The 23,059-nt window shown below is 48.4% G+C and carries 16 protein-coding genes; 4 read left to right on the forward strand and 12 right to left on the reverse strand.

Annotation, left to right across the window (positions count from 1 at the left end; all coding sequences use genetic code 11):
- Window positions 1-11 precede the first annotated feature (11 nt).
- The 6 genes from ACGHZ6_RS21445 to ACGHZ6_RS21470 form a co-directional block, all read right to left on the reverse strand.
- Complete coding sequence (locus ACGHZ6_RS21445) at window positions 12-5,321, reverse strand: DNA repair ATPase (protein WP_390616099.1); 5,310 nt, start codon at window positions 5,319-5,321, stop codon at window positions 12-14.
- 92 nt (window positions 5,322-5,413) lie between these two features.
- Window positions 5,414-7,390, reverse strand: a complete 1,977-nt coding sequence (locus tag ACGHZ6_RS21450; protein WP_390616100.1) for a hypothetical protein — start codon at window positions 7,388-7,390, stop codon at window positions 5,414-5,416.
- 117 nt (window positions 7,391-7,507) lie between these two features.
- Window positions 7,508-8,185 carry a DUF1449 domain-containing protein gene (locus ACGHZ6_RS21455; RefSeq protein ID WP_390616101.1) on the reverse strand — a complete coding sequence of 226 codons (678 nt, stop codon included), beginning with the start codon at window positions 8,183-8,185 and terminating at the stop codon, window positions 7,508-7,510.
- A 65-nt stretch (window positions 8,186-8,250) separates the two neighbouring features.
- On the reverse strand, window positions 8,251-8,940 hold the full coding sequence (locus ACGHZ6_RS21460; RefSeq protein WP_390616102.1) for a PspA/IM30 family protein: 690 nt from the start codon (window positions 8,938-8,940) through the stop codon (window positions 8,251-8,253).
- A gap of 12 nt (window positions 8,941-8,952) precedes the next feature.
- Window positions 8,953-9,582: a YjfI family protein gene (locus tag ACGHZ6_RS21465; RefSeq protein WP_390616103.1), complete on the reverse strand. Its 630-nt coding sequence runs from the start codon at window positions 9,580-9,582 to the stop codon at window positions 8,953-8,955.
- 337 nt (window positions 9,583-9,919) lie between these two features.
- Window positions 9,920-10,774 (reverse strand): helix-turn-helix domain-containing protein, encoded by an 855-nt coding sequence (locus ACGHZ6_RS21470; RefSeq protein ID WP_390616104.1) that lies wholly within the window; start codon window positions 10,772-10,774, stop codon window positions 9,920-9,922.
- Window positions 10,775-10,906: 132 nt separating this feature from the next.
- On the opposite strand from ACGHZ6_RS21470, the gene ACGHZ6_RS21475 reads away from it, so the two are divergent.
- From ACGHZ6_RS21475 to ACGHZ6_RS21490, 4 genes are all read left to right on the forward strand, one after another.
- Window positions 10,907-12,712 carry an acyl-CoA dehydrogenase gene (locus tag ACGHZ6_RS21475; RefSeq protein ID WP_390616105.1) on the forward strand — a complete coding sequence of 602 codons (1,806 nt, stop codon included), beginning with the start codon at window positions 10,907-10,909 and terminating at the stop codon, window positions 12,710-12,712.
- 160 nt (window positions 12,713-12,872) lie between these two features.
- Complete coding sequence (locus ACGHZ6_RS21480; protein WP_390616106.1) at window positions 12,873-13,331, forward strand: MaoC family dehydratase; 459 nt, start codon at window positions 12,873-12,875, stop codon at window positions 13,329-13,331.
- 30 nt (window positions 13,332-13,361) lie between these two features.
- Complete coding sequence (locus ACGHZ6_RS21485; RefSeq protein WP_390616107.1) at window positions 13,362-14,279, forward strand: SDR family NAD(P)-dependent oxidoreductase; 918 nt, start codon at window positions 13,362-13,364, stop codon at window positions 14,277-14,279.
- A 122-nt stretch (window positions 14,280-14,401) separates the two neighbouring features.
- Window positions 14,402-15,583 carry an acetyl-CoA C-acyltransferase gene (locus ACGHZ6_RS21490; protein WP_390616108.1) on the forward strand — a complete coding sequence of 394 codons (1,182 nt, stop codon included), beginning with the start codon at window positions 14,402-14,404 and terminating at the stop codon, window positions 15,581-15,583.
- Between the two features lie 401 nt (window positions 15,584-15,984).
- On the opposite strand, the gene ACGHZ6_RS21495 is transcribed toward ACGHZ6_RS21490, so the two are convergent.
- The 6 genes from ACGHZ6_RS21495 to ACGHZ6_RS21520 all read right to left on the reverse strand — a co-directional run bounded on the left by ACGHZ6_RS21495 (window position 15,985) and on the right by ACGHZ6_RS21520 (window position 23,059).
- Complete coding sequence (locus ACGHZ6_RS21495; protein WP_390616109.1) at window positions 15,985-16,500, reverse strand: disulfide bond formation protein B; 516 nt, start codon at window positions 16,498-16,500, stop codon at window positions 15,985-15,987.
- Window positions 16,501-16,722: 222 nt separating this feature from the next.
- A complete protein-coding gene (locus tag ACGHZ6_RS21500; protein ID WP_390616110.1) occupies window positions 16,723-18,192 on the reverse strand; it encodes a mannitol dehydrogenase family protein in 1,470 nt (489 codons plus the stop codon).
- Window positions 18,189-19,586: a glucuronate isomerase gene (uxaC, locus tag ACGHZ6_RS21505; RefSeq protein ID WP_390619202.1), complete on the reverse strand. Its 1,398-nt coding sequence runs from the start codon at window positions 19,584-19,586 to the stop codon at window positions 18,189-18,191. Before uxaC ends, ACGHZ6_RS21500 begins: the two co-directional genes overlap by 4 nt.
- A gap of 23 nt (window positions 19,587-19,609) precedes the next feature.
- Window positions 19,610-20,791: a mannonate dehydratase gene (uxuA, locus tag ACGHZ6_RS21510; RefSeq protein WP_390616111.1), complete on the reverse strand. Its 1,182-nt coding sequence runs from the start codon at window positions 20,789-20,791 to the stop codon at window positions 19,610-19,612.
- A gap of 15 nt (window positions 20,792-20,806) precedes the next feature.
- Window positions 20,807-21,736 (reverse strand): sugar kinase, encoded by a 930-nt coding sequence (locus ACGHZ6_RS21515; RefSeq protein ID WP_390616112.1) that lies wholly within the window; start codon window positions 21,734-21,736, stop codon window positions 20,807-20,809.
- Window positions 21,737-21,760: 24 nt separating this feature from the next.
- Window positions 21,761-23,059, reverse strand: coding sequence for a TRAP transporter large permease (locus ACGHZ6_RS21520; protein WP_390616113.1), 1,299 nt, complete (start codon window positions 23,057-23,059; stop codon window positions 21,761-21,763).

Here is a 23,059-nt window from a genome sequence, read left to right on the forward strand (position 1 = left end):
TCCCTCAATGATTAACTTGGTTTGGCGATAGAGGCTTCAAGTTCACGTAACTGATTAGATATATTTTTCATTTTATCGTGAGTCTTGAGATCAATTTCCAGCTTCTTATCCATACTACGCACCAGAGGGAAAATACTGTGCTCAATGGTTTCTGCCAGTACTGACAGCATTTTATCCATTCCCGGTACCGGCTGATTGACAACCTTCACATCAGGCTTGGCAGACTCGACGGCGGAGATAAGCTTTTCTAACAGCTGCGGCAAAGCTTCTGCCTCAGACTCTGCTGGCTTCTCGTCATTCTCAGCTTGGAGCTTTTGAGTAGCAGCACTACCTAATACCTGAATACCATCAACCAAATCAGCCAATTGTGCGACCACTTTGCCACCGGTATCAGCATCATCACCGCCCATGGCCTTGTTACGCATAAAATCCTTTTTAATTTGCTGCCAACGCTGTTCCTGCTCGGCATCCATATTGCCGCGTAATTCCGCCAGTTTTAACAGGTTATCCTCGGCACCGGTGGTTAGCAGCTGGGCTTCACCCAAGTAGTGATCGGCAATCATCTGCATCAGCTCATCCTGATTCATAACCGCCGAGATTTTTTCCGTCATCTTGTTCATATTGCGGTAACTACCCTGCAATTTGAATGACGGCTCTGTACGGTATTTATCATCTTGCGCGGCAGAAGCGATATATTGCTGATTAATTTTCAGTACAACATCGCGAATCACCATCATCTTTTTAAAAATTTCGGTAATTTCATTGATTTCAGCACCGCTGTACTGATGGGATAGATCAGTCGTGGCCACACTTGCACCACCCGCCATATCAATCAGCTTGTAAACATCTCCCATTTCACGCACCGCCAATGGGGCCAACACCTGATTAGACGTCAGCGCATTTTCGATATAACTCAGGGCAAACTGTTCATCCATGCCACCCAAAATATCACCCAAGTTATAAATATCAGCCCGGTTGGCCAACATGTCAGGGATTTTGAAGGCTTCACCGGATTCGGTGTAGGGGTTACCCGCCATCACCACGCAGAACTTGCGACCACGCATATCATAGGTTTTGGTTTTCTCTTTCCAAACACCTTCAATACGGCGGGTACCATCACAGAGTGAAATAAACTTCTGCAAGAACTCGGGATCGGTATGCTGGATATCATCCAGATACAGCATAACGTTATTACCCATCTCCAAAGCCAGATTGAGTTTTTCCAATTCCTGCCTGGCCGTAGCATTAGGCGCTTGCTGAGGATCAAGGGATACCACCTCATGACCCAATGAAGGACAGTTGATCTTCATAAAGATCAAGCCCAACCGGTTAGCCACATATTCCATCAAGGTGGTTTTACCGTAGCCAGGTGGCGAGATCATCATTAACAGGCCCATTAGGTCTGTTCGCTTGTTTTCACCTACCGTACCCATTTGCTTGGCGAGGTTGTCACCAATCAAAGGCAGGTAGGATTCGTTAATCAAACGGTTGCGGACAAATGAACTGAGCGGACGGGCTTTAAATTCATTTAGCCGCAAAGACTCTTTCTCTGAGGTAATGATATCCTGACGCACCTGCAGGTATTTGTGGTACGCGGGAACAACCTCATAACGGTGATATTCCAGTCTCTGCAGGAATTCATCCAGCGCGAAATTCAGGGTGCGATCATTAATGGTTTCATGATCCCCCAACAACCCATCAACACTCAGCTCCAGATCGACTTCGGTAAAACGCCGCTCCAGACGGGCATCGGCATTAATCAACGCCGTTGCCTCGGGAATATAACGACTAAGATGAGTCAGAGATTTTTCATCCACCAACGCCTGCAACCAGGCAGTCGTTAAATTCCAACGTTCAGCAGGCCAACCCAGCATTTTTTCCAGAGACATCAAGTAACGCCGCCAGGTTGAATCATCCACAGAACGCTTCAGCTCTTCTACCAGCTGAGTTGCATATTTACTGCCGATAAATTCGACACGCTCACGCCCTAATTCCGCCACCAGGTAATCTGCCGCCCGGCGAATATCCAATGGCTTAACAGGCAAGGGATGCAACTCAACAAAGTGCTGCATGGCCAAACGAATCTCCCCGGCCAGTAGCTCAACAGCATCATTGCTGGCAAAAAGGGATTGCATCTGTAATGCCGACTGCGCCCTTTCCGGCCAGGTTTCATAGGAAATCTTTGCTCGCTCGCCATTGTCACTGGCAAGCTTGGCTGTAGCCTGTGCGATATTTTTAATATTGGCCCAATAAATCTGTGCCAGGCCACGACTTAGGGGATCGTATTGCAGCAAGTCTGCTCGATCAAAGGCCGGTACAAGTTCTCGCAACAACGCGACGGCATCAGCATCGTGGATACCCTTCTCATATCCTTCTTTATAACGTGGCGCCGCAAATTCTCGAACCAACTGATTGATACGTTTATCGTCACGCAGGGCGTCACGCAACATATCCATACTCAGCTCTTGGCGCTGATGTTGTGCGGCATCCAGAATGAGCGATGCCAAATACTCTGATCGATAAACCTTCGGTGTTTCTGATTCGAGGGTGATATCCCAGTATTGCCTCAGCGCTAACAAATCCGGATGGGTAATAGGCTCAAAATAATTCGTACCGGTGAGGTGCACATTCAATGCACCGTCACGGGGAATAATGGTTAGATCCAATTCCTGAGTATTGACTGAGAATTTATGTCTTGGCCCCAACTTAATGATATTGCCTCCATCTTCATAGATGTCGGATTTATCCCGCAAACTACGCAAGGCTTGCTCTTTAATCGCTTTATAGCGGGATTCAATATCATCAGCTTTGACGGCACTGTCGAGTTCGCGCAGCTGCTCGACCAGCTCGCGGATTTTCATTGCTAGAGCGTCGGAGGCGAAGTAAGTGTTAAGCTCATCAGCCTCGGTAAATTTCAACGAGCGCTTTTCAATACTCCCCAAAATTCGTCCCGCCGCATCCGCCACGTTCTGGGCTTTTCGCTGGCGTTCATCTAGCAGCTTTTGCTTGTGCGTTTCGAAGGACTCATAGACCTCTTCACGCTTATCCATAATATCGGCAAGGAACTGGTCGAAGTCACTAAACTGACTTTCCAGCTCTTCCAATTGAACTAACAGTCGGGATAGCTGCTCGTCACATCTCTCAGGGGTAGAAGACATCCCCAGCGCATTGGTAATACTCTGTGAGAAGAGTTTGAACTGGGCACCGAATTGCGCCACAGCTTCAGCAGAGCCCAGGTCTTTTTGTTTATGCTTGGCACCCGCCTTGCTCTGATTAAGTTGTGAGTAGACCAGTGAAATAGCATCAATAATACGTGTTCTTACGGTAGCATCCTGGACTTTTAGGGTCGCCATTAATTCCGATAGGATATCCAACCCAGAGGCAGTATCCTCGATTAATTCAATCAAAGGCTCCAAAACAGCTATGGTTTTGGCATCTTCTACCTGCTGATTAATGTCCTTAATTTTGACCTGATAGGGCTCTAACGCCTTCTCATCGGAGAGAAACGCTACTGTTTGCTCACTTAAGGTATCCTCCAAGCCTCGTAATTGCTGATCCATTTCATCAATCCGAGCTATATTGATATAACGATACTCTCGAATCGTTACCAAGTGACCGCGTTGACGCCTTAACTTGCCCAAAGCATCAACAAACTCTTCTGTCGTATCCCAGCTGTCCGGACGAACAGACTGCACAAGATCAGTTTGTACCTGCTCAGCTTCCTGCATGGTTTTCGCAGATTGCTGACGAATACTCTCTACTTTTTCAAATTCATCAATAACCAGATCGGCAGTATTCGCGACCTCCCTGATGATTTCCGGCAGGCCTTCAAGCTCTGGTGCTTCTGTACCCTTTTCTTCCAGCCAATAGTGATCGTCGAATAATTTCTTTGCAGATTTAACCAACTCTTCATATAAACGTGACGAGACCGACTGATTATCGATCATTCGACAAACGCTGTAGAGATCCGAAACGCCGCGCACCAATTCGGCATTACCAATACGACCGAAGAAGGTCTGACTGGCTGGCTGCTGACTGGCATATTCAGCGGAGACGTAAGGCGTCTGCCATATCTGCATAGGATGAACCCGAGTAGGTTCTCCTTCCGCAGAGAAGATTACCAGCTGACCATTTTCGGCTAACGCATAGCCATGACCATAAATAGGGTTCTGCAGCTGTTTTTCAATCAGGTTATAGGCAAACAGCCCAATGACACCCTGCTCTGGCTCGTAGAAAACATAGAGTACATCTTCACCATTAGGAGAGCGAATGGCACGCTTAAACTTTAAACCCTCGACCTCTTCATCAAATGATTTGAATTCTCCCGTCTGCAGGTAATAGCCGCCAGGGAAAATAATACCGTGGTCTTCGGGGAGCTGGACACAGGATTCACCAATCGCATCGACACGTAATACGGACTCGGTGAGCTTATTGAAGATATAGTATCGCCACTCCTCTTCCCGATAAGGACGAACCTTTAGCAGAATCAAATCGCCAACATCGGAGAATGCGATCTGGGCATCATCAAGAGACTGGGTTTTATCCTCGACAGACTCACTAAAGATACCCAAACCATCTTCGGTATTATTTTCAACTTTAATGGTTAGATCGCCACCGATGGTATCGATAAAGACGGTATCAAGAATATTAATGTGGGGATGCCGACCATGGACACTGTCTTCACGGGTAACATCTGTCCACTCGAAGTCATAGGCCGGCGGCAGCTGGATGTCCCGCTCACCACGGTTATCGATATAGTTAATCGTTTTACCGTCGGCAGAAATAGACCAGCGGAAGACTCTGATATCTTCCATGCGCTCACCGATTTGAAAGCCCGCCAATAGCTTGCCGTTTTTAACGGTTAACTCAATCAGCTTGGTGTGCTTGTAGTAACGGTACAGTTCTTCAAAGTCGTTAACAAAACTGGTTTGCGTGAGAAAACTCTCTGTTGGGCTAGCAGGCTGCATATCATAGCCGGACTCACCGGACTGCAGAGAAAACAAGGCAAAGACGTCTTCAACCCTGGTTTCCTTTTTTAAGCCGATAAAGACGTTGTAGCCAAACAGCAAGTGATCACCCACTTGCACAATATCCCTGGCAATACAGTTATTGTCTGTACGTACCCGAACACGACCAACAACATTCATATCGGAGCTGCCAAACTCCTCTAGCCTTGCGCTGTTTAGCTCAGCTGCTTTGCCGCTCAGTTGTCGCCCCTGCTCAATCAGGCGCTTGCGAATAATTTCGTAAGCACCACCTTCCGCAACAGCGTTATCAACAATGCTCTCATCAACAGGTTTGGCGTTTTCTTGCTGCACCATTTTTGTCTTCCCTTAACTACACAATCCCATGAAAGATCTTATGGCTGGCGCCAGGCGCCAGCTCGAACTAAACCAGAACACTCAATGCTGCACTAGTCTACTTCAGCAGTTTCTTCCTTCATGGAACTGAGGATTGAAGGGTCCAACAATGGCTTACCGTGTACAACGCGATCGATAAGGGTTTGAATGGTACCGCTCTTATCGGCCAGCCCATCTACGGCCTTACCAATAGACAGCGACTTGGCGAAATTATTAAAGAAGTGATCTTCGCCACCCACGATATCGATCTTGGCTTTCTGCAGAGCAGTAGCCAGCACTTCAGCATTTTCTTTGGCGATATCCTTACCGGCGTCAATGGAGGCCAGCGCTTCTTTAAGCGCAGTCTCAAGGCCCATGCGGTATTCTTCGTGAGAGCGAGCTTGATCGCTCATGCTATTCATGGCATCAAACTTCTCAACCAAACCATCGGCTTCAGCTTTAAATTGCTCTCGAGTCACTTCGGCATTGGCCAAACCAAGCTCACGTTCAGCCTTCGCATCAGCATCACCTTGAGATTCAGTCACCTCCGCCTGTGCTTTACCAACACCCAGTAATGCCTCAGCTTCTGCATTACCTTTAGCCTTAATGACATGGGCTTCTGCCACTCCTTCTTTTTCCAAGGCATCTGCTTTAGCTTCCTGTACTTTGGCATCCGCCAAACCAGGGGCAGCACGCTCAGCCTGAACACCTTCAGCCAATTTCTTCTTGGCATCGGCCTCTTTTGCCGCGGCCTCCAGTTCAGCCTGCGCCAGGGTAGTCACCTCAACAGCCTTATGCTTGGCGGATAGCTCTTCAGCTTCAGCCGCTTTCACCTGCTTAACCTTATCTTCTTCCGCAACCGCTTCAGCTGCCAATACCTGAGTTTGCTTGGCGCGATCAGCTTCAGAGACTTCACGCACCTCTTTGATACGCTCCTCTTCAATCGCAACCGTTTTATCAACTGCTACACGCTCACGAATCACATTGGCAATTTCTTTCTTCTCAACCTCAACCGCCTTTTCTGCTTCAATCTTCTGCAGCTCAACCTCACGTTCACGGGAAACAACTTCCAGATCGCGTGCGCGCGTTACTTTTTCTACCTCAATCACTACAGCACGCTGACGATTTTGCTCAGCAACCTCAATTTCGCGTTTCTGATTTTCAGTTTGAACAGCCAGATTCTGATCAGCCTCAATCGTAGCTGCCTCAGCCTTTTGACGCTCTTCTTCCTGAACCTTTTTGGTCTCAGCTTCTTCACGGGCTCGAATGGTAGCAACCTCACGCTCCTGCTTGGCCTCGGCGTCAGCCTGCTGACGCTCCAATTCCAACATAGCCTCAACGGTTTCTACATTTTTCTTCTTAATTGCCAGCTCTTCGTCACGCTCCAAAATATTGGTACGAACATTTTGCTCTGCGGTCAGCTCAGTAATCTTTTTGATACCTTCGGCATCAAGAATATTACTAGGATCCAGGGATGCTTTCGGCGTTTGCTCCAGATAATCAATGGCAACATCTTCCAACACATAACCATTTAAATCGTCGCCAATCACTTCTATGATCTTATCACGAAATTGTTGACGATTTTCAAACAGCTGAACAAAGTCGATTTGCTTACCGACCGTTTTGAGTGCTTCAGAGAATTTAGCGTTGAACAACTCATTAACTGCATCGCGATCAGAAGCGCGACTTGCACCGATGGACTTAGCCACTTTGAGAACATCCTCTGGAGTCTCATTAACACGCAAGTAAAATGCGACTGTAATATCTGCACGCATATTATCAGCACAGATCAACCCATCTTTACCACGCCTATCAACTTCCATGGTAATCAAAGAGATACGCATCAATTCTTTCTTGTGAATCACAGGTATGATCCAGGCCCCGGTAAAAAACACTTTAGGCCGACTACTTAGATCATTTTTGATTAAAGCTATACCCTGCTCCACCTTGACATAGAAGGATTTAAAAAGAGCAGCCAATACCACCATAAACAAAAAGAAGCCACCAACAAATGTGACAACCCCACCCAATGTCGCTATTTCCTGAGACATATCATCTCTCCTTGAACTACCGTTTTAACACTGACCCAACCAATTTTTGACTAAGCCTTAAGAATCTACACTGCCCTGACATCAATATGTGTAAGAACAGCCCTTTAATCGAGAAATCTAAGCATTAAACTCCTGCTCCGAAATAACTCGATAAACATGCTCTGCTTCAACATACTCAAGCAGAACCACTCTATCACCACGTTTGAATTCTTCGTCATTGTACGAGCGCACCTTGACGATCAAGCCAGCACCACCGTCCTCAACACTCGCCTCACCAAATGTCTTGCTCACCGTTGTAGTTCTAACCACTCCAACACGACCAATTACTTTTTTTTCCACTTCCTGATCCATTGCTTGAAACACCGGCCGAAGTGGCTTAAGGATCAGACCAGTCAAAAAAGCCGACACAAATAGAGAGATAAAAAAGATCGGAACACCAAACAAATATTTCGTGAACGCAACGGGATCATAGCCTATAAAAAAGTAAACACCGTAATAGCTGAGAAACCATCCAAATAGTGATATCAAAACCACTATAATCGGCAAAGGTACGCCGTTTAACCCTAAACGCAATAACAACCCGCCCAACACACTGGCAGCCGATAACCCATCAGCAGGGCTGTATTCAGCCTCCGGCACATCAATGTCAATCACACTGAGATCCAGCAAGCCTAATACAGCAAAGAGCCCATAAAAAACGCTCAACAACAAGAAAAAAGTAAAAAACACCGTAGGAAAGGAAGTGATATTTTGATAGAAAGGATCCATCTGATCACTCAACAAAATTGCAAACATGCCCTACTCCTTAGTGCTTTACTTTCTTCTTATATAGATGCCCGCATTAGACGGACGACTTACTTCTAGCTTTTCTTACTTTTAATACGCTCTAAGATATCATCAGCGCTTTTTCCCGCCGGAGCTATACCAGCCTCCCGCAACTTAGCCTGCAGCGAAGAACCCGTAGTCTCCCCAGCTAATTCTTCAGCAGCTTTCATCTGCGCGGATTTCAGAGCCTGTTTCTCTTTAATTCGTTCAAGAGAATCCATTGCCGTGCGCATTTTTGACTGCGAACCACTGTGTCGCTCAGCAACAGCAGCCTGAGCACGCTGTACATTCTCAGTAGCCTTCACCGTATCCACCTGCTGCTTTAAGCGTTTCAGGTTTTGCTCGGTTTGCTTGATAGCTGTTCGTAAATTACTCGCACTGGTAGCATATCCCTGCTCAGCTTCCGACTCCTGTGTTAGCTGATTTTCCAAATCAGCAATCTTTTCAGCCACCTCGTGAGCCAGCGATTCATCACCTTTTTCCAGTGCTTTGAGCGCATAACCCTCATGCTCTTCAACTTGCTTGTGAATATCAGCACACTTCTTTTCTGCCAGTTTCTGTCTGGCCATAATATCAGCCAGACTGTCTTTCGAGTGCTTTAAATCTTCGGCTGCTTCGCGCACCTCCTGATCGAGAATACGCAACGCCTGAGTATCAACAATGGCTTCGCCAGCTTCATTAACACCACCGCGCAAGGCCGTCATCATTTTGGACCAAATATTCATAACAATTTCCCTCTAGCTAGCCGCAACCTGGAATGTAAGAAAATCAGCATAGGCTTCCGTCGCCTGAATCACATTGCTGGCCAACACTTCGATTTCAAAAACCACATTCTCAAGAATGGAAGACGAACTCAACGCACCGAACATATGGTAGTAATCGGCATCGGGGCCCACGTGATCCAAACTAATGGTGGAGAGCGGGAAGTATTTATGAGTACGCAATACCGCATCGTTAAAGGCCGCCACATCACTCACTTCATTAACGGACCACAAAACCGCCTCAACAATAATTTGCTCACCGGACACAGTCAGAAACACCGGCAAATCGCCGTACTCATTCATTACCAGGTGTAACGCGGGCTCAACCCCGTCAATTAATTCAACACTCGCCTTACCAGAACTAAATAACTCAACATCCTTGAGCGCCTCATACAAACCCGTGGTTGTCCACGCTTGATTACCTACTGTCATAGCACTTACTCCTTTTAACCAATCTTCATCCACCTCCTGCCGCAACTGCTTTTCCATCACGGACAGCTGCTTGGCATTCTCTGGGCGGATCCATACCTCTTTTTTCACCAGCCCCTGCTCACGCAGGCGCTTGCGGTATTCACGTTGATAATGTGCAGATGATTTTGCTTTCATGAATTTAGACTAAACCATTACATGTAATACGGTCAAGAAATATTACATGTAACAATTATTTATGCGTAACATATTGATAAATAAGGATTTTTTGGAAAACAAACACACACAAAAAGCTATAAGCGCATCATTTTCCGAAGAAAAGAAGGTCTAGCGAGAGAAATACGAGTAAGCCGTCAGCCTCCGTAAGGCGACAGAACAAAGCAGAAGGGTAGAGTAGAAATATGACATATCATCCATGACCAAGAGAGGTAAAGTTCCAGTAGCGCTAGTTGAACATACAGGGCGCCCCACAAGCAAGCCACCCCCAACAAAAAACAATAGTGCTGCTGATTGATTAATAAGGCAACAAAGGATGCTGAAGCGCGTCTGACACCTCCAGCACCAACGACTCATCCTCAGGATACAGCGTATTTATCACCAACCGCGGCTCAGAGATATAACCCGTTGGCCCCATCTCCCCCACGTTCTGATTGACACTGAAAAAGGACTGCTCCTTGCCATCAATCACTACCGGAATACGGAAGCTGGCCATAGGTTCGAGTTTGGCAGCGCGCTTCTGCCAGTCTTTGGGGATTTGCGGCAAAGCGGACAGACGATCAACAAGTGTCTGTACGCGTTTATCCTGATTGAGAATGGCTTCTTGCTGCAATGACATCAGCATTAATACCAGTGCATTTTCTTTAACTGGCATCAGCTCTTGTTTAGAAGGGTTGAGGAAAATTAAATCGTAATGATTAATGACACTGTCGAGCTCAATATCCGGGCAGGCGTTTTGAAAGAACTGCACCCAACCTTTGTTGACCATTAATAACTTGCCATAACTATCCATTAAAGTAGCCGGATAGGGATCCTGCGCTTTTAACGACAGCATCATGGCTTTGCGCAGCCATTTATATTCAGGCGCATAAAAGTCGACAGGTTTGGCGACGGGTTTATAACCGGCTGACAATAACAGGTGGCAGCGGTCTCGCTCACCCAACTCGAGCACCTCCGCAATAGATTCTACCATCGCCTTACTGGGGCTGGCCCGACCATTTTCCAAAAAGCTGATATGTCGGGTGGAGGCATCCAGGCTTAATGCCAGGGACTCCTGGCTTAGCCCATGCACTCCACGCCAGAACTTTAATAACTGGCCAAAGACCACATCCGGTTTATCAGAGCCGTTTTGTCCTGTTTTTACATCTGTCATAAGCATCCGTTATAGCCACTCATCACCCATGTTAATAGCGAACTTTACGCTGGAGGTAATGGCGATATCGCACCCGGCTAGCCACAATTGAGCTTATATACTATCAAAGCACTGACTCCGAAGGAAAATCCTATGGCAGCTCCAATACTCAGCGAACGCGATCTGGAATTTATGCTCTATGAGCTGTTTGACGCCGAAGGCCTGACTGAGCGTCCTCGCTACGCCGACCATAGCCGCGAGACCTTTGCCGCGGCCATGAAAACCTCACAAACCGTGGCCGAAAAGTACCTGCTGCCAATTCGCTCGCTGCTCGATAACAGCCAACCCACCTTTGATGGCGAAAAAGTCCATCAGCCAGAGGAGCTAAAAACGGCCATTGATGCGGTAATTGAATCCGGCCTGGCTTCCACCACCGCCGACTTCGAACTGGGTGGCATGCAGTTACCCGGTATTGTTGCCAGCGCCGTAAACGCTTACTTGAGTGCCGCCGGTGGTGTTGCCATGGGTTATACCGGCTTGACCAATGCTAACGCCAACCTGATTCAAGCCCACGGCACCCCTGAGCAAATCGAAAAATGGGTAGTACCCATGCGTGAAGGTCGCTTTGCCGGCACCATGGCTATGACTGAACCCGGTGCCGGTTCAGGTCTCGCCGACCTGACCACCACCGCCGTTAAAGATGACGATGGCAGCTACCGTATTTCCGGCAACAAAATTTTTATCTCCGGCGGCGACCAGAACCTTAACGAGAACATCGTACACCTGGTATTGGCACGCGTGAAAGGCGCCCCTAAAGGCGTTAAGGGTATCTCCCTGTTTATCGTGCCAAAAATTATGGTCAATGAAGACGGTTCACTGGGTGAAGCCAATGATGTTGCCCTGGCCGGCCTGTTCCACAAAATGGGTGGCCGCGCACAGACCTCTACCGCATTGAGCTTTGGAGAAAATAACGGCGCCATCGGTTATTTGGTAGGTGAAGAAAACAAAGGCTTGACCTACATGTTCCACATGATGAACGAAGCACGCATCATGGTAGGTACTGCCGCGGCGTTAAATGGACTGACCGGCTATCAGTATTCTCTGGATTACGCCAAAGAACGCCCACAAGGCCGTCTTCTTTCTAACAAAGATCCGTTATCCCCACCCGTAAATATTATTCAGCATACAGATGTTCGCCGCATGCTGTTGACTCAAAAAGCCTACTCCGAAGGTGCATACGCCCTGTGTTTATTGGGCTCCCAGTTGGATGATGATTACCGCACAGCGCCCACCAAAGAAGAACGTGAGGCCGCCCATACCCTGCTGGATTTCCTGACACCCATTATTAAAACCTGGCCATCCGAGTACGGCCCTAAAGCCAATTACCTGGCCATTCAGGTACTCGGCGGCCACGGTTATATCAATGAGCACCCGGTGGAACAACTCTACCGCGACAACCGCCTAAACCCGATTCACGAAGGCACCACCGGCGTTCAGTCGCTGGATCTGCTGGGCCGTAAAGTACCGATGAATAACTTTGCCGGTTATACCGCCTGCCTGACGGAAATGGCAAAAACTATCGAGATCGCCAAACAGTCCGATGCCTTGAGCGGTTATGCCGATCAACTGGCTGAAGCCATTGTCACACTGAAGAAAACTACTGAAACCGTGCTGGGCGCAACTCAGTCCATGAACCTCGATGCAGCCTTCTCCAACTCAGTGAAATACCTGGATCTGTTTGGTCATGTAGTGATTGCCTGGTTGTGGTTAAAGCAGGGTATCGTTGCTGACAATGCACTGGCCAAGCAGCCACATGAAAGTGATGAGCACTTCTACCGTGGCAAGCTGCACGCACTGCAGTATTTCTTCCGTGCTGAGCTGCCAGAGATTTATCATTGGGCCAAGCTGATTTCGGATTTGGATACTACCAACTTTGATATGCAGGAAGAGTGGTTCTAACAACCCTTGCACAAACTTTATTACCGCCATTCCCGCGAACGCGGGAATCCAGTTTGATGGCACTTAGTTTGATCTCAATGCTTTAGCTGAGAAGTACGACTTCGTAGCCCTGGATTCCCGCGTTCGCGGGAATGGCGAATACCAAAAAGGAGAGAGAGCAATGAAAATAGTATCCCGAGAGGAAGTTTTAAACAGCGTTGGCCAACAACTGGAAACCAGTGACTGGTTCACGGTCACCCAAGATCAAATCAACCAGTTCGCCGACTGCACCCGGGATCACCAGTTTATTCACGTGGATCCAGAGAAAGCCAAAGAAACCCCATTTGGCTCCACCATTGCCCACGGTTTCTTAACGCTGTCCATGCTGTCACACTTCTCTGAAGCCTTTAACCTAGTGATTGAAGGTGTCTACATGGGCGTTAACTACGGCTTCGATAAGGTTCGCTTTATCGCGCCAGTAAAAGTAGGTAGCCGTATTCGCTGCCACGCCAAACTGATTGCTGCGGTTGAGAAAAACCCTGGCCAGTTTATGCTGACCAATGAGGTAGAAGTAGAAATCGAAGGCAGCGACAAACCAGCCCTGAAAGCCGAGTGGATCGGCATGCAGATGGTTAAATAATTTTTTACACACTGATTTGCGAGAAACATTATGACAATTTCATATGAAGGCCAGGTGGCCATTGTTACAGGTGCCGGTAATGGCCTGGGTCGTTCACACGCACTGGAGCTGGCCAAGCGCGGCGCCAAGGTTGTGGTTAACGATTTGGGCGGTGCCCGTGACGGTAGTGGCGCTTCTTCCGACGCAGCTCAGGAAGTTGTACGCCTGATTGAAGAAGCCGGTGGCGAAGCTTTCGCTCACGGCGCTAACGTTGCCAAGTTTGACGAAGTACAAGACATGGTTCAGCAGGCCATGGACAAGTGGGGTCGTGTAGATATTCTGATCAATAATGCCGGTATTCTGCGCGATAAATCTTTCGCCAAGATGGATCTGGCTGACTTCCAACTGGTGATGGATGTTCACGTAATGGGTACGGTTAACTGCACGAAAGCTGTGTGGGATATCATGCGCGAACAGAACTACGGCCGTATTGTGGTAACCACCTCGTCCAGCGGTATGTACGGTAACTTCGGTCAGTCCAACTACGGTGCAGCCAAAATGGCGGTACTGGGCTTTATGAACACGCTGGTACTGGAAGGCGCCAAGAACAATATTCACGTTAATGCCCTGGCACCAACCGCTGGTACCCGCATGACCGAAGATCTGATGCCTCCGGAAATTTACAACATGCTGACCGCAGAATCTGTCACCGCAGGCGCCTTAACCCTGTGCCACAAAGATTCCCCAACCCGCATGATTCTGTGTGCCGGTGCCGGTGGTTACGCCAGCACCCGCCTGTTTGAAACCGACGGTATCTTCCTGCCAGAAGCTCAGCAAACCCCTGAGCAGGTTCTGGAAAACTGGGAAGGCGTTTGCGATACCAGCAATCAGTCCGAGCTGGAATCTGGTGCCAAGCAGAGTGAGAAATTCCTGACCAAAGCCATGGCTTACGTTCAGTCACAGCAGTAATTTCTTAAACCGAATTTTCGATTGCTTTGTCTAGCCCGGCTATGCTCTCTCGCATTTGCACTATAGCCGGGCTTTTTTATGCCCAGCCTTTTTAGGCCATTAAAACAATGTAAGGATTCACTATGAAAGAAGCCGTAATTGTATCAGCCGCTCGTACGCCCATCGGTAAAGCCTACCGTGGAGCCTTTAATAATCTGGAAGCGCCTTCCCTGTCTTCTGTAGCTGTAAAAGCCGCCGTTGAACGCGCTGGTGTTGATCCTGCCGAGATCGACGATTGTATTTTTGGAGCCTCTATCCAACAGGGCACACAGTTTGCCAACCTGGGTCGCCAAGTCGCTATCGCCTCTGGCCTGCCTGCCAGCGTTTCTGGCATGACCATTGATCGTCAGTGTTCCTCCGGCCTGATGACCATTGCTACTGGTGCCAAACAAATTATGTTCGACGGTGCCCCGATTCTGGTGGCCGGTGGATGTGAGTCCATCAGTCTGGTGCAGAACGAACACATGAATATTCACCGCATGGTGGATCCACTGGCGATTGCCAATTCACCCAATATTCATATGCCAATGCTGGATACCGCTGAAGTGGTAGCCAAGCGCTACAACATCTCCCGTGAAGCCCAGGACGAATACTCCCTGCAATCCCAGCAGCGTACTGCTGCCGCTCAGGAAGCCGGATTGTTTGCAGATGAGATTGTGCCGGTTACCGCCACCAAACTGGTGATGAATAAAGAAACCGGCGAGACCAGTGAAGAGCAAGTGACCCTGAGCAAAGACGAAGGTAACCGCCCTTCCACCACCCTGGAAGGCCTGTCCGGTTTGAATGCTGTACGTGAAGGTGGCTGCATTACCGGCGGTAACGCGTCTCAGCTATCTGACGGTGCCGCTGCGGTTGTGATGATGGACAGCAAACTGGCCGAGCAACGCAACCTGGAGCCATTAGGTGTTTACCGCGGTATGGCGGTTGCCGGTTGTGAACCAGACGAAATGGGTATTGGCCCTGTATTCGCCATTCCTAAACTGCTGCAACGCACTGGTTTAAAAATGGACGATATCGGCCTGTGGGAATTAAACGAAGCCTTCGCCGTTCAGGTACTCTACTGTCGTGATCAGCTGGGCATTCCTAACGAGCGCCTGAACGTTAACGGTGGTGCAATTTCTATCGGTCACCCTTACGGTATGAGTGGCACGCGTATGGTAATGCACGCGTTGATGGAAGCTAAACGTCGCGGTGAAAAATACGTTGTTATCACCATGTGCGTTGGTGGTGGTATGGGTGCTGCAGGTCTGTTTGAAGTACTGTAAGTAATCCGCCTTAGGGTATTTCAGAGTGCTTGTGGCGCCTTGAAATACCCTTACCCCTTTCTCTCTTTTCCTTTCTCCACAAAAACACTGAATCACTCCTTGGGCAAGCTGTGGATAAGGCTCCGGATCCCTTATCAGCCGTGACCTTGCCAATCCCGCTTAATAAATAACCCGCCGCAAATGTGAAAAAATCAGCAGGGTTTTGCCAAAAAATTGCAACCCGATTCTGAACAAAACGACAGAAGAATTTTCTCATTTGGGGTGTGGATAGAATAACGTTTCTGTAACATCCACAGAAACCGTGAATCGTTACCGTGACAAGCTGTGGATAAGGATCGCAAAGACAGAGATAGCGGGACTTTACGGTTCCCGCTTAATAATCAATCAGTAGAAAAATACGCCTAGTTTTTCAGCGCTTTGATGCCATTTAATACCAGGGCTACCGCGGAAACAACGATCAATCCCACGGACATAGACAGCAGGCTTTCCGACATACTCAACCCCCAAATCATATCCGGGGTGAAACCACACAAGTTGCGCACTTCAAAAATAAACGGGAACCACTTATCCAGCGCAAACCATTCCGGGAATCCCAAAAAGAATTCACAGCTGCCATCACCGCGGCCCATTTCCACATCGTATAAATATTTACTGCGCTCGAAGAAACCGATCATGCAACCGAGCATGGCACTGTGGCCTAACAGATTCAGCAACTTATTCTTTGGCAGGATCAGCATCAGTGCCGCCAGTAAGGTAAATGCCGCGACCCAGATACGAATATGAATACACACCTGACAAGGTTCATCACCTAATACATATTGGTAATAGAGAGCGACCGCTTCCATAGCCACACCTAACAGTGCCAGGCAGCCCCAGTACCATTTACTGGTCAACAGGGTTTCTAAGGTAGACTTCATCTGAACACTCATATCGCGCGACTAATTCCTCTTTGGGCTCCTCTGTGGGTAAGTCACGATAGCGCAAAATTCCGGATCATTGAAGTGCACGGGTTAGAAATCCACAGATTCAGTGAATCAGTGGCGGGAGAAGCTGTGGATAAACAAGGGGAGGCCAGATACAGCAAGGCGGGAGAAAGCCTGATCAATAATCAGGCTTGTGTAAAGTAGCCGTTTAGTGGATTAAATAAAGGAGGTTACTACCGACTGACAACCTTCAGCAATGAGCTGTTTGTGCCAATCAATAACCTGAGCAACAAGATCGGGAAGCTCTTTATCCAAGCCGGAAAAGATGCTTTCCACAGCCAATACATTAGGCACTAACTGAGCAGATCCTGAAACGCGAAGTGTCATGGCCGTCAGTTGATCAGCAGCAGGATCAATAATGGTATAAGTTTCGCCATTATCACGCTGCCCCTGTAAATAACGAATCCAGCCAGCCAGTGCTAATGCCAGTATTGATATATCTCGCCCAGCAGCCCCATTCTCACGCAAACTAGCCAACCAGCGCTGGGGAATCTTTTGCGAACCATCCTGAGCGATTTGAGAGGTTTTATGATTTAAGGATGCATTGGCAAAACGTGCCAACAACTGATCTTTATAAGCTTCCACATCAAAGCCATCGGGCATGGACAAAGTTGGGGTAGCGATATTATCCATATAGGCACGAATAAAAGCCGCAAAGTCTTTATCTGCCACCACCTGATGTACGTAATCGTAACCGGCCAAATACCCCAGATAAGCGATAATGGAGTGACTGCCGTTAAGCAAGCGCAACTTCATATCTTCAAAGGGTTCGACATCGTCGACAAACAGAGCACCGACTTTATCCCAGGCGGGTACCGGGGTTTTAAAGTTGCTTTCTACTACCCACTGAGCAAAGGGCTCAGTAGCCACGGCGGCTAAATCTTCCATACCAAGCACTTCTCGCACACTGGCAATATCTTCTGGCGTTGTTGCTGGCACAATACGATCAACCATACTGCAAGGGAAGGCAACCGAGGTTTTTATCCAATGCGCCAGTGTGGTATCGATTTTCTCTGCAAAGGCTAACACCACTTTTTCGAGAATACGGCCATTGGCTGGCAGGTTGTCACAGCTGATCACGGTTAACGGCAGTTTGTTTTTGCGGCGTGTACGCAGGGCTGCCACTAAATAAGCCACTGCAGTTTTAAGCTGAAATGGAAAATACTCCAGATCGTGAAGAATATCCGGATTTTTTTCATCCAGACTGTCCGCGGCAAAATCGTAGCAATAACCTTTTTCGGTAATTGTCAGGGTAACTACCTGGGTAGCCTCATCACTTAACAGGGACAAGAGTGCACCGGGGTTTTCCGGTGCCACAATCACATCTTTAATTGCACCGATGACTTGCAGACGTTGCTCTTCTCCCTGTTTCTCTAGCAACGTGTAAAGGCCATCCTGGGGTTGCAGCTGTTGTTGCACTGTTGCACTGCGCAAACTGACACCGGTAATGCCCCAATCACCGCCTTCGTTATTCAACACCTGTTCGGTATACCAGGCTTGGTGACCACGGTGAAAAGCGCCGATACCCAAATGAACGATAGCGCTTTTTATCGCGCGGCGAACATATTGCGGAACAGCAACCGCTTCTGGTAACTGCGCCAGCGCTTTAGCGTTTAGACGGCTCATAACTTATACGCCTGTTTCGCCAAGCGATAGGTGAGATCGTAGGCAATTTCCGCAGCCTCTTCTTCAGTAATGCGATGCTCTGCTACCAATTGTGCCAGGAAGGTACAATCCATACGTCGCGCCACATCATGTCGGGCCGGGATGGACAAAAACGCACGGGTGTCGTCATTAAAACCTACGGTGTTATAGAAGCCGGCGGTTTCGGTGATCTGCTCACGGTAACGGCGCATACCTTCCGGGCTATCATGGAACCACCAGGCTGGTCCCACTTTCATCGCCGGATAGTGACCAGCCAGTGGCGCCAACTCACGACTATAGGCTGTTTCATCCAGGGTAAAGACAATCAAGTTGAAGCGCGGATCATTACCCAGTTTATTTAATAGCGGTTTTAACGCACTGATATATTCGGTGGCCACCGGTAGATCAGCGCCTTTATCGCGGCCAAAGTTTTCAAATAGGGATTGGTTATGGTTGCGGTGACAACCCGGGTGAATTTGCATTATCAAGCCGTCATCCAAACTCATCAGCGCCATTTCGGTAAGCATTTGGCCACGGAACAATTCTGCTTGTTGTGGGGTTAACTCACCTTTTAGGGCACCGGCAAAAAGCTGTTCGCTTTCAGCCCGGGTTAAGTCAGCCGTTACTGCGGTTGGATGGCCATGATCAGTTGAGGTGGCGCCCATGGATTTAAAGAATTCACGACGTTTTTTTAAAGCCGCCAGATAACCACTGAAGGTTTGGGTATCTTCACCGGTAATATTGGCCAGCTGTTTCAGATTGCTTACAAAACCATCGTGCTCTGGATCCATCACCGGATCAGGACGGAAGGCGGTAATCACGCGACCCTGCCAACCACTGTCTTTAATCGCCTGATGGTGACGCAAATCATCCAGGGGAGATTCGGTGGTGGCGATCACTTCGATATTAAAGCGCTCAAACAACGCACGCGGTAAAAACTCGGGCTGCTGCAAACAACTATTGATATGCTCGTAATAGCTCTCTGCCGTATCAGCGGTTAAAGCTTCATCCAGATTAAACACTTCAGAGAAGACATGATCCAGCCACATGCGGGTAGGGGTACCACGGAACAGATAATAGTGCTCCGCAAACAACTGCCAGATTTTTTTGGGGTCGCTTTCAACATCTCCGCCATCACGGCGACGAATACCCATGGCCTCAAGCGGTATGCCCTGACTGTAGAGCATACGCAATAGGTAATGATCCGGTTGCAGCAACAACGCCGATGGGTTCTCAAAGGGTTTGTTCTCGGCAAACCAGCTCGGGTCGGTATGGCCGTGGGGACTGATAATCGGCAGATCTTTAATCTGGCCATACAGGCGACGGGCAATATCACGGGTGGTGGTATCAGCGGGAAATAAACGGTCCGGGTGCATAACTAACTTCACAATAGTCGCCTCTAAACATTGCGCTGATATTCAAGAGCATGGATCACACCATGCAACTCTGCCAGTCCTTTCAGACGGCCGACATAGGAATAACCTGGATTGACGCCCTCTTTACCGATTTCATCACCCATCAGGTGACCATGGTCCGGGCGCATAGGAATCATATCGGTACGGCCGGTTTCGATACGGCGCTCTTCTTCGTCGAGCAGGGCATCAATCAGCCCCACCATATCGTTATCACCCCCGAGGTGATCGGCCTCATAGAAGGAGCCGTCTTCTTCGCGGGTGACATTACGCAGGTGCACAAAGTGAATCACATTACCAAACTCGCGGGCCATATCGGTCAGATTGTTATCACCGCGGGCCCCAAAAGAGCCAGCGCACAACGTTAGACCGTTGGATTCACTGGGCACGGCGGTACGCAGTTTACGCACATCATCAGAGGTAGAAACAATACGTGGTAGGCCAAACAGTGAGAAGGGAGGATCATCTGGGTGGATGCACATCTTCACGCCGCACTCTTCCGCCACAGGAATGACTTCTTGCAGGAAGGCAATCAGGTTATTGCGGAAACCTTCCACACCTAACGCGATAAAGGCTTCAATTTCTTCGCGTATGGAGCTGCGATCGTAGCTACCTTCACCACCAGGCAAACCGGCAATAATATTCTTTTCCAGCAGCTCACGCTCTTCCTGGCTCATTGCTGTCAAACGTTCTTCAGCCCGCATAAGCACTTCCTTGTCATAACTTTGGTAGGCGTTATTGCGCTCCAGGATATGGACATCGTAGGCCGCAAAATCAGCCAAATCAAAGCGCAGGGCTTCGGCATTATTCGCCAAGCGGTAACTCAGGCTGGTGCGCGTCCAATCTACCACAGGCATAAAGTTGTAACAGACTACCTTAATGCCAGCTTGCGCCACATTGCGGATAGACTGTTTATAGTTTTCCAGCTGCTCTTTATAGTTACCGGTACGCTTTTTCAGGTCATTGTGTAGCGGAATACTTTCAATCACGCTCCACTCAAGGCCAGCGGCTTCAATTTCTGCTTTACGGGCATAGATATCTTCCAACTGCCAGACATTGCCCGTTGGCACATGGTGTAACGAAGTCACCACCCCTGTGGCTCCAGCCTGCGCAATCTTTTCCAGGCTGACACTGTCTTTTGGCCCAAACCACCGCCAAGTACTTTTCATAGTTCCACTCTCTTGCTAAACCTTTGCCCAATATTCCTCTGGCAATATTGCGCCTTTATGACCAACCACATCGGCCGCCAATTGCATGCCACATTTGACCGCATCCTGCGCCGACGCCCCGCTTAAACGGGCCGCCAAGTAACCACCATTAAAACCATCCCCGGCACCGGTGGTATCAGCCACCTGATTCGCCGCGATGACATCAATTAACTCTGTCGTGCCATTCACCATCAGGGTAAGTGGTTGTACACCATCGCTGACCACGACTTCCGGTACATCGCGAGCAACAATCCAAGCCATCGCCGCCGGTTTGTCGACAAGCCCCAAACTCAACATGACATCATCCAAGCTGGGCAGAAAAATATCTGTTCTAGACAATACCCACTCACAGGCCTTCAGGTAGGCATCAGCGGAGGGCCATAGCGCTGGACGATAGTTGTTATCAAAAACGACCAGGCCACCTGAACGTCTAAAATTATCCAACCAGGCAACAAAAGCCGTACGGCTTGCTTCTGTCATCAGTGCCAGGGTAATGCCCGAAAAATAGATATGGCTAACGGCTTCAAGTTTGTTCAGCGCAGTCAAAAGCTGATCACTATCGCCAAAAAAATGTTTAGCGGCAGAATTGTCACGCTTGTAAGTAAATGTGCGTTCACCCAAGGCATCATTGTTGATAAAGTACATGCCCGCCTTATGGGCATGATCAATAACGACCGCTTCGGTATTCACGTCATGATCGCGTGCAAACTGTAATATTTTGTCACTGCCAGAATCCAGGCCTAGCGCCGCTAATAAATGCGCTTCACCGTACAAATGGGATACCACTACGGCGACATTGAGCACATCGCCAGCAACTCCCATGTTGTAGCTTTGGCCACTGATTGGAGTCAGCTCCAATAAGGGTTCACCTAACAAAACTATTTTGTTTTCATTCTGGCTTTTCATTACAACCACTTTTACAACTCTTTTTTACAACAACCCAAACCAGCGGGGTAAAAACTCACTGATTGCCGGGAAGAAGGTCACCAGCACCAGGGCAACCAACATGGCGCCATACAGTGGCAACAGTGGTTTGATCAAATCAGCAATACGGGTTTGGCCTACACCACAACCGACAAACAACACAGTACCTACCGGTGGTGTACACAGACCAATACAGAGATTCAAAATCATCATAATGCCGAAGTGCAGCGGCGAGATGCCCATTTCGGCCGCTACGGGCAAAAAGATCGGGGTAAAGATCAATACTGCCGGAGTCATATCCATAAAAGTACCCACCAACAGCAAGATCAAATTGATCATCAATAAAACCATCAACGGGTTTTCAGACATCGCTAATAAGGCTTCACTCAACAACTGAGGGATCTGTTCATAGGACAGCATCCACGACATAGCCGCCGAGGTAGCAATCAGAAACATTACGATAGCAGTAGTTTCTACCGTCTTGATCAGAATTGCCGGTAGATCACGAATCGCTACCTGGCGATAAACCACCACCGATAAAAACAGCGCATAGAGTACCGCCAACACACTGGCCTCTGTCGCCGTAAAAATACCACCGACAATGCCGCCAATAATCAGCACAATCATTAACAGGCTGGGCACCGCATCCAGCACTTTAAAAAAACTGGCTTTTACGCCATAACGCTCAGCTCGCGGGTATTTATGCCAAATGGCATAGGCCATACAGCTGACCATAATCATCAAGCCTATCAATACCCCCGGCAGATAACCGGCAACAAACAAAGCACCAATGGATACGCCACCACTGGCCAGGGAATAGATAATTAAAATATTGCTGGGCGGAATTAATAAACCGGTGGTAGAGGATGCAACGGTAACGGCGGTATTAAATTCTTTTTTATAACCCTGTTTGTTCATCTCCGGAATCATAAAGCCACCGATGGCAGAGGTCGCCGCCACCGCCGAACCGGAAATAGAACCGAACAACATCGAAGACATCACATTGACCAGCGCCAAACCACCGGGTAAACGGCCAATTAATACCTTAGCCATTTCAATCAAACGATGAGCAATACCACCCTGCCCCATTAATTGCCCCGCCAGAATAAAGAAGGGAATCGCCAACAAAGCAAAGCTGTTAACACCACCGGCCATTTGTTGGGCCAGGGTTGTTAAGGCAGCTGTGGATTCAATGGTAAATAACATGGCAACCATGGTTGCCATGCCAATACAGATGGCAATGGGGACATGCAGCGCCATCAGAATGATAAAAATCAGGATCATCGCCAACGCAGAAAATTCCAT

This window comes from Maricurvus nonylphenolicus, assembly GCF_042854845.1.
Taxonomy (GTDB): domain Bacteria; phylum Pseudomonadota; class Gammaproteobacteria; order Pseudomonadales; family Cellvibrionaceae; genus Maricurvus; species Maricurvus nonylphenolicus.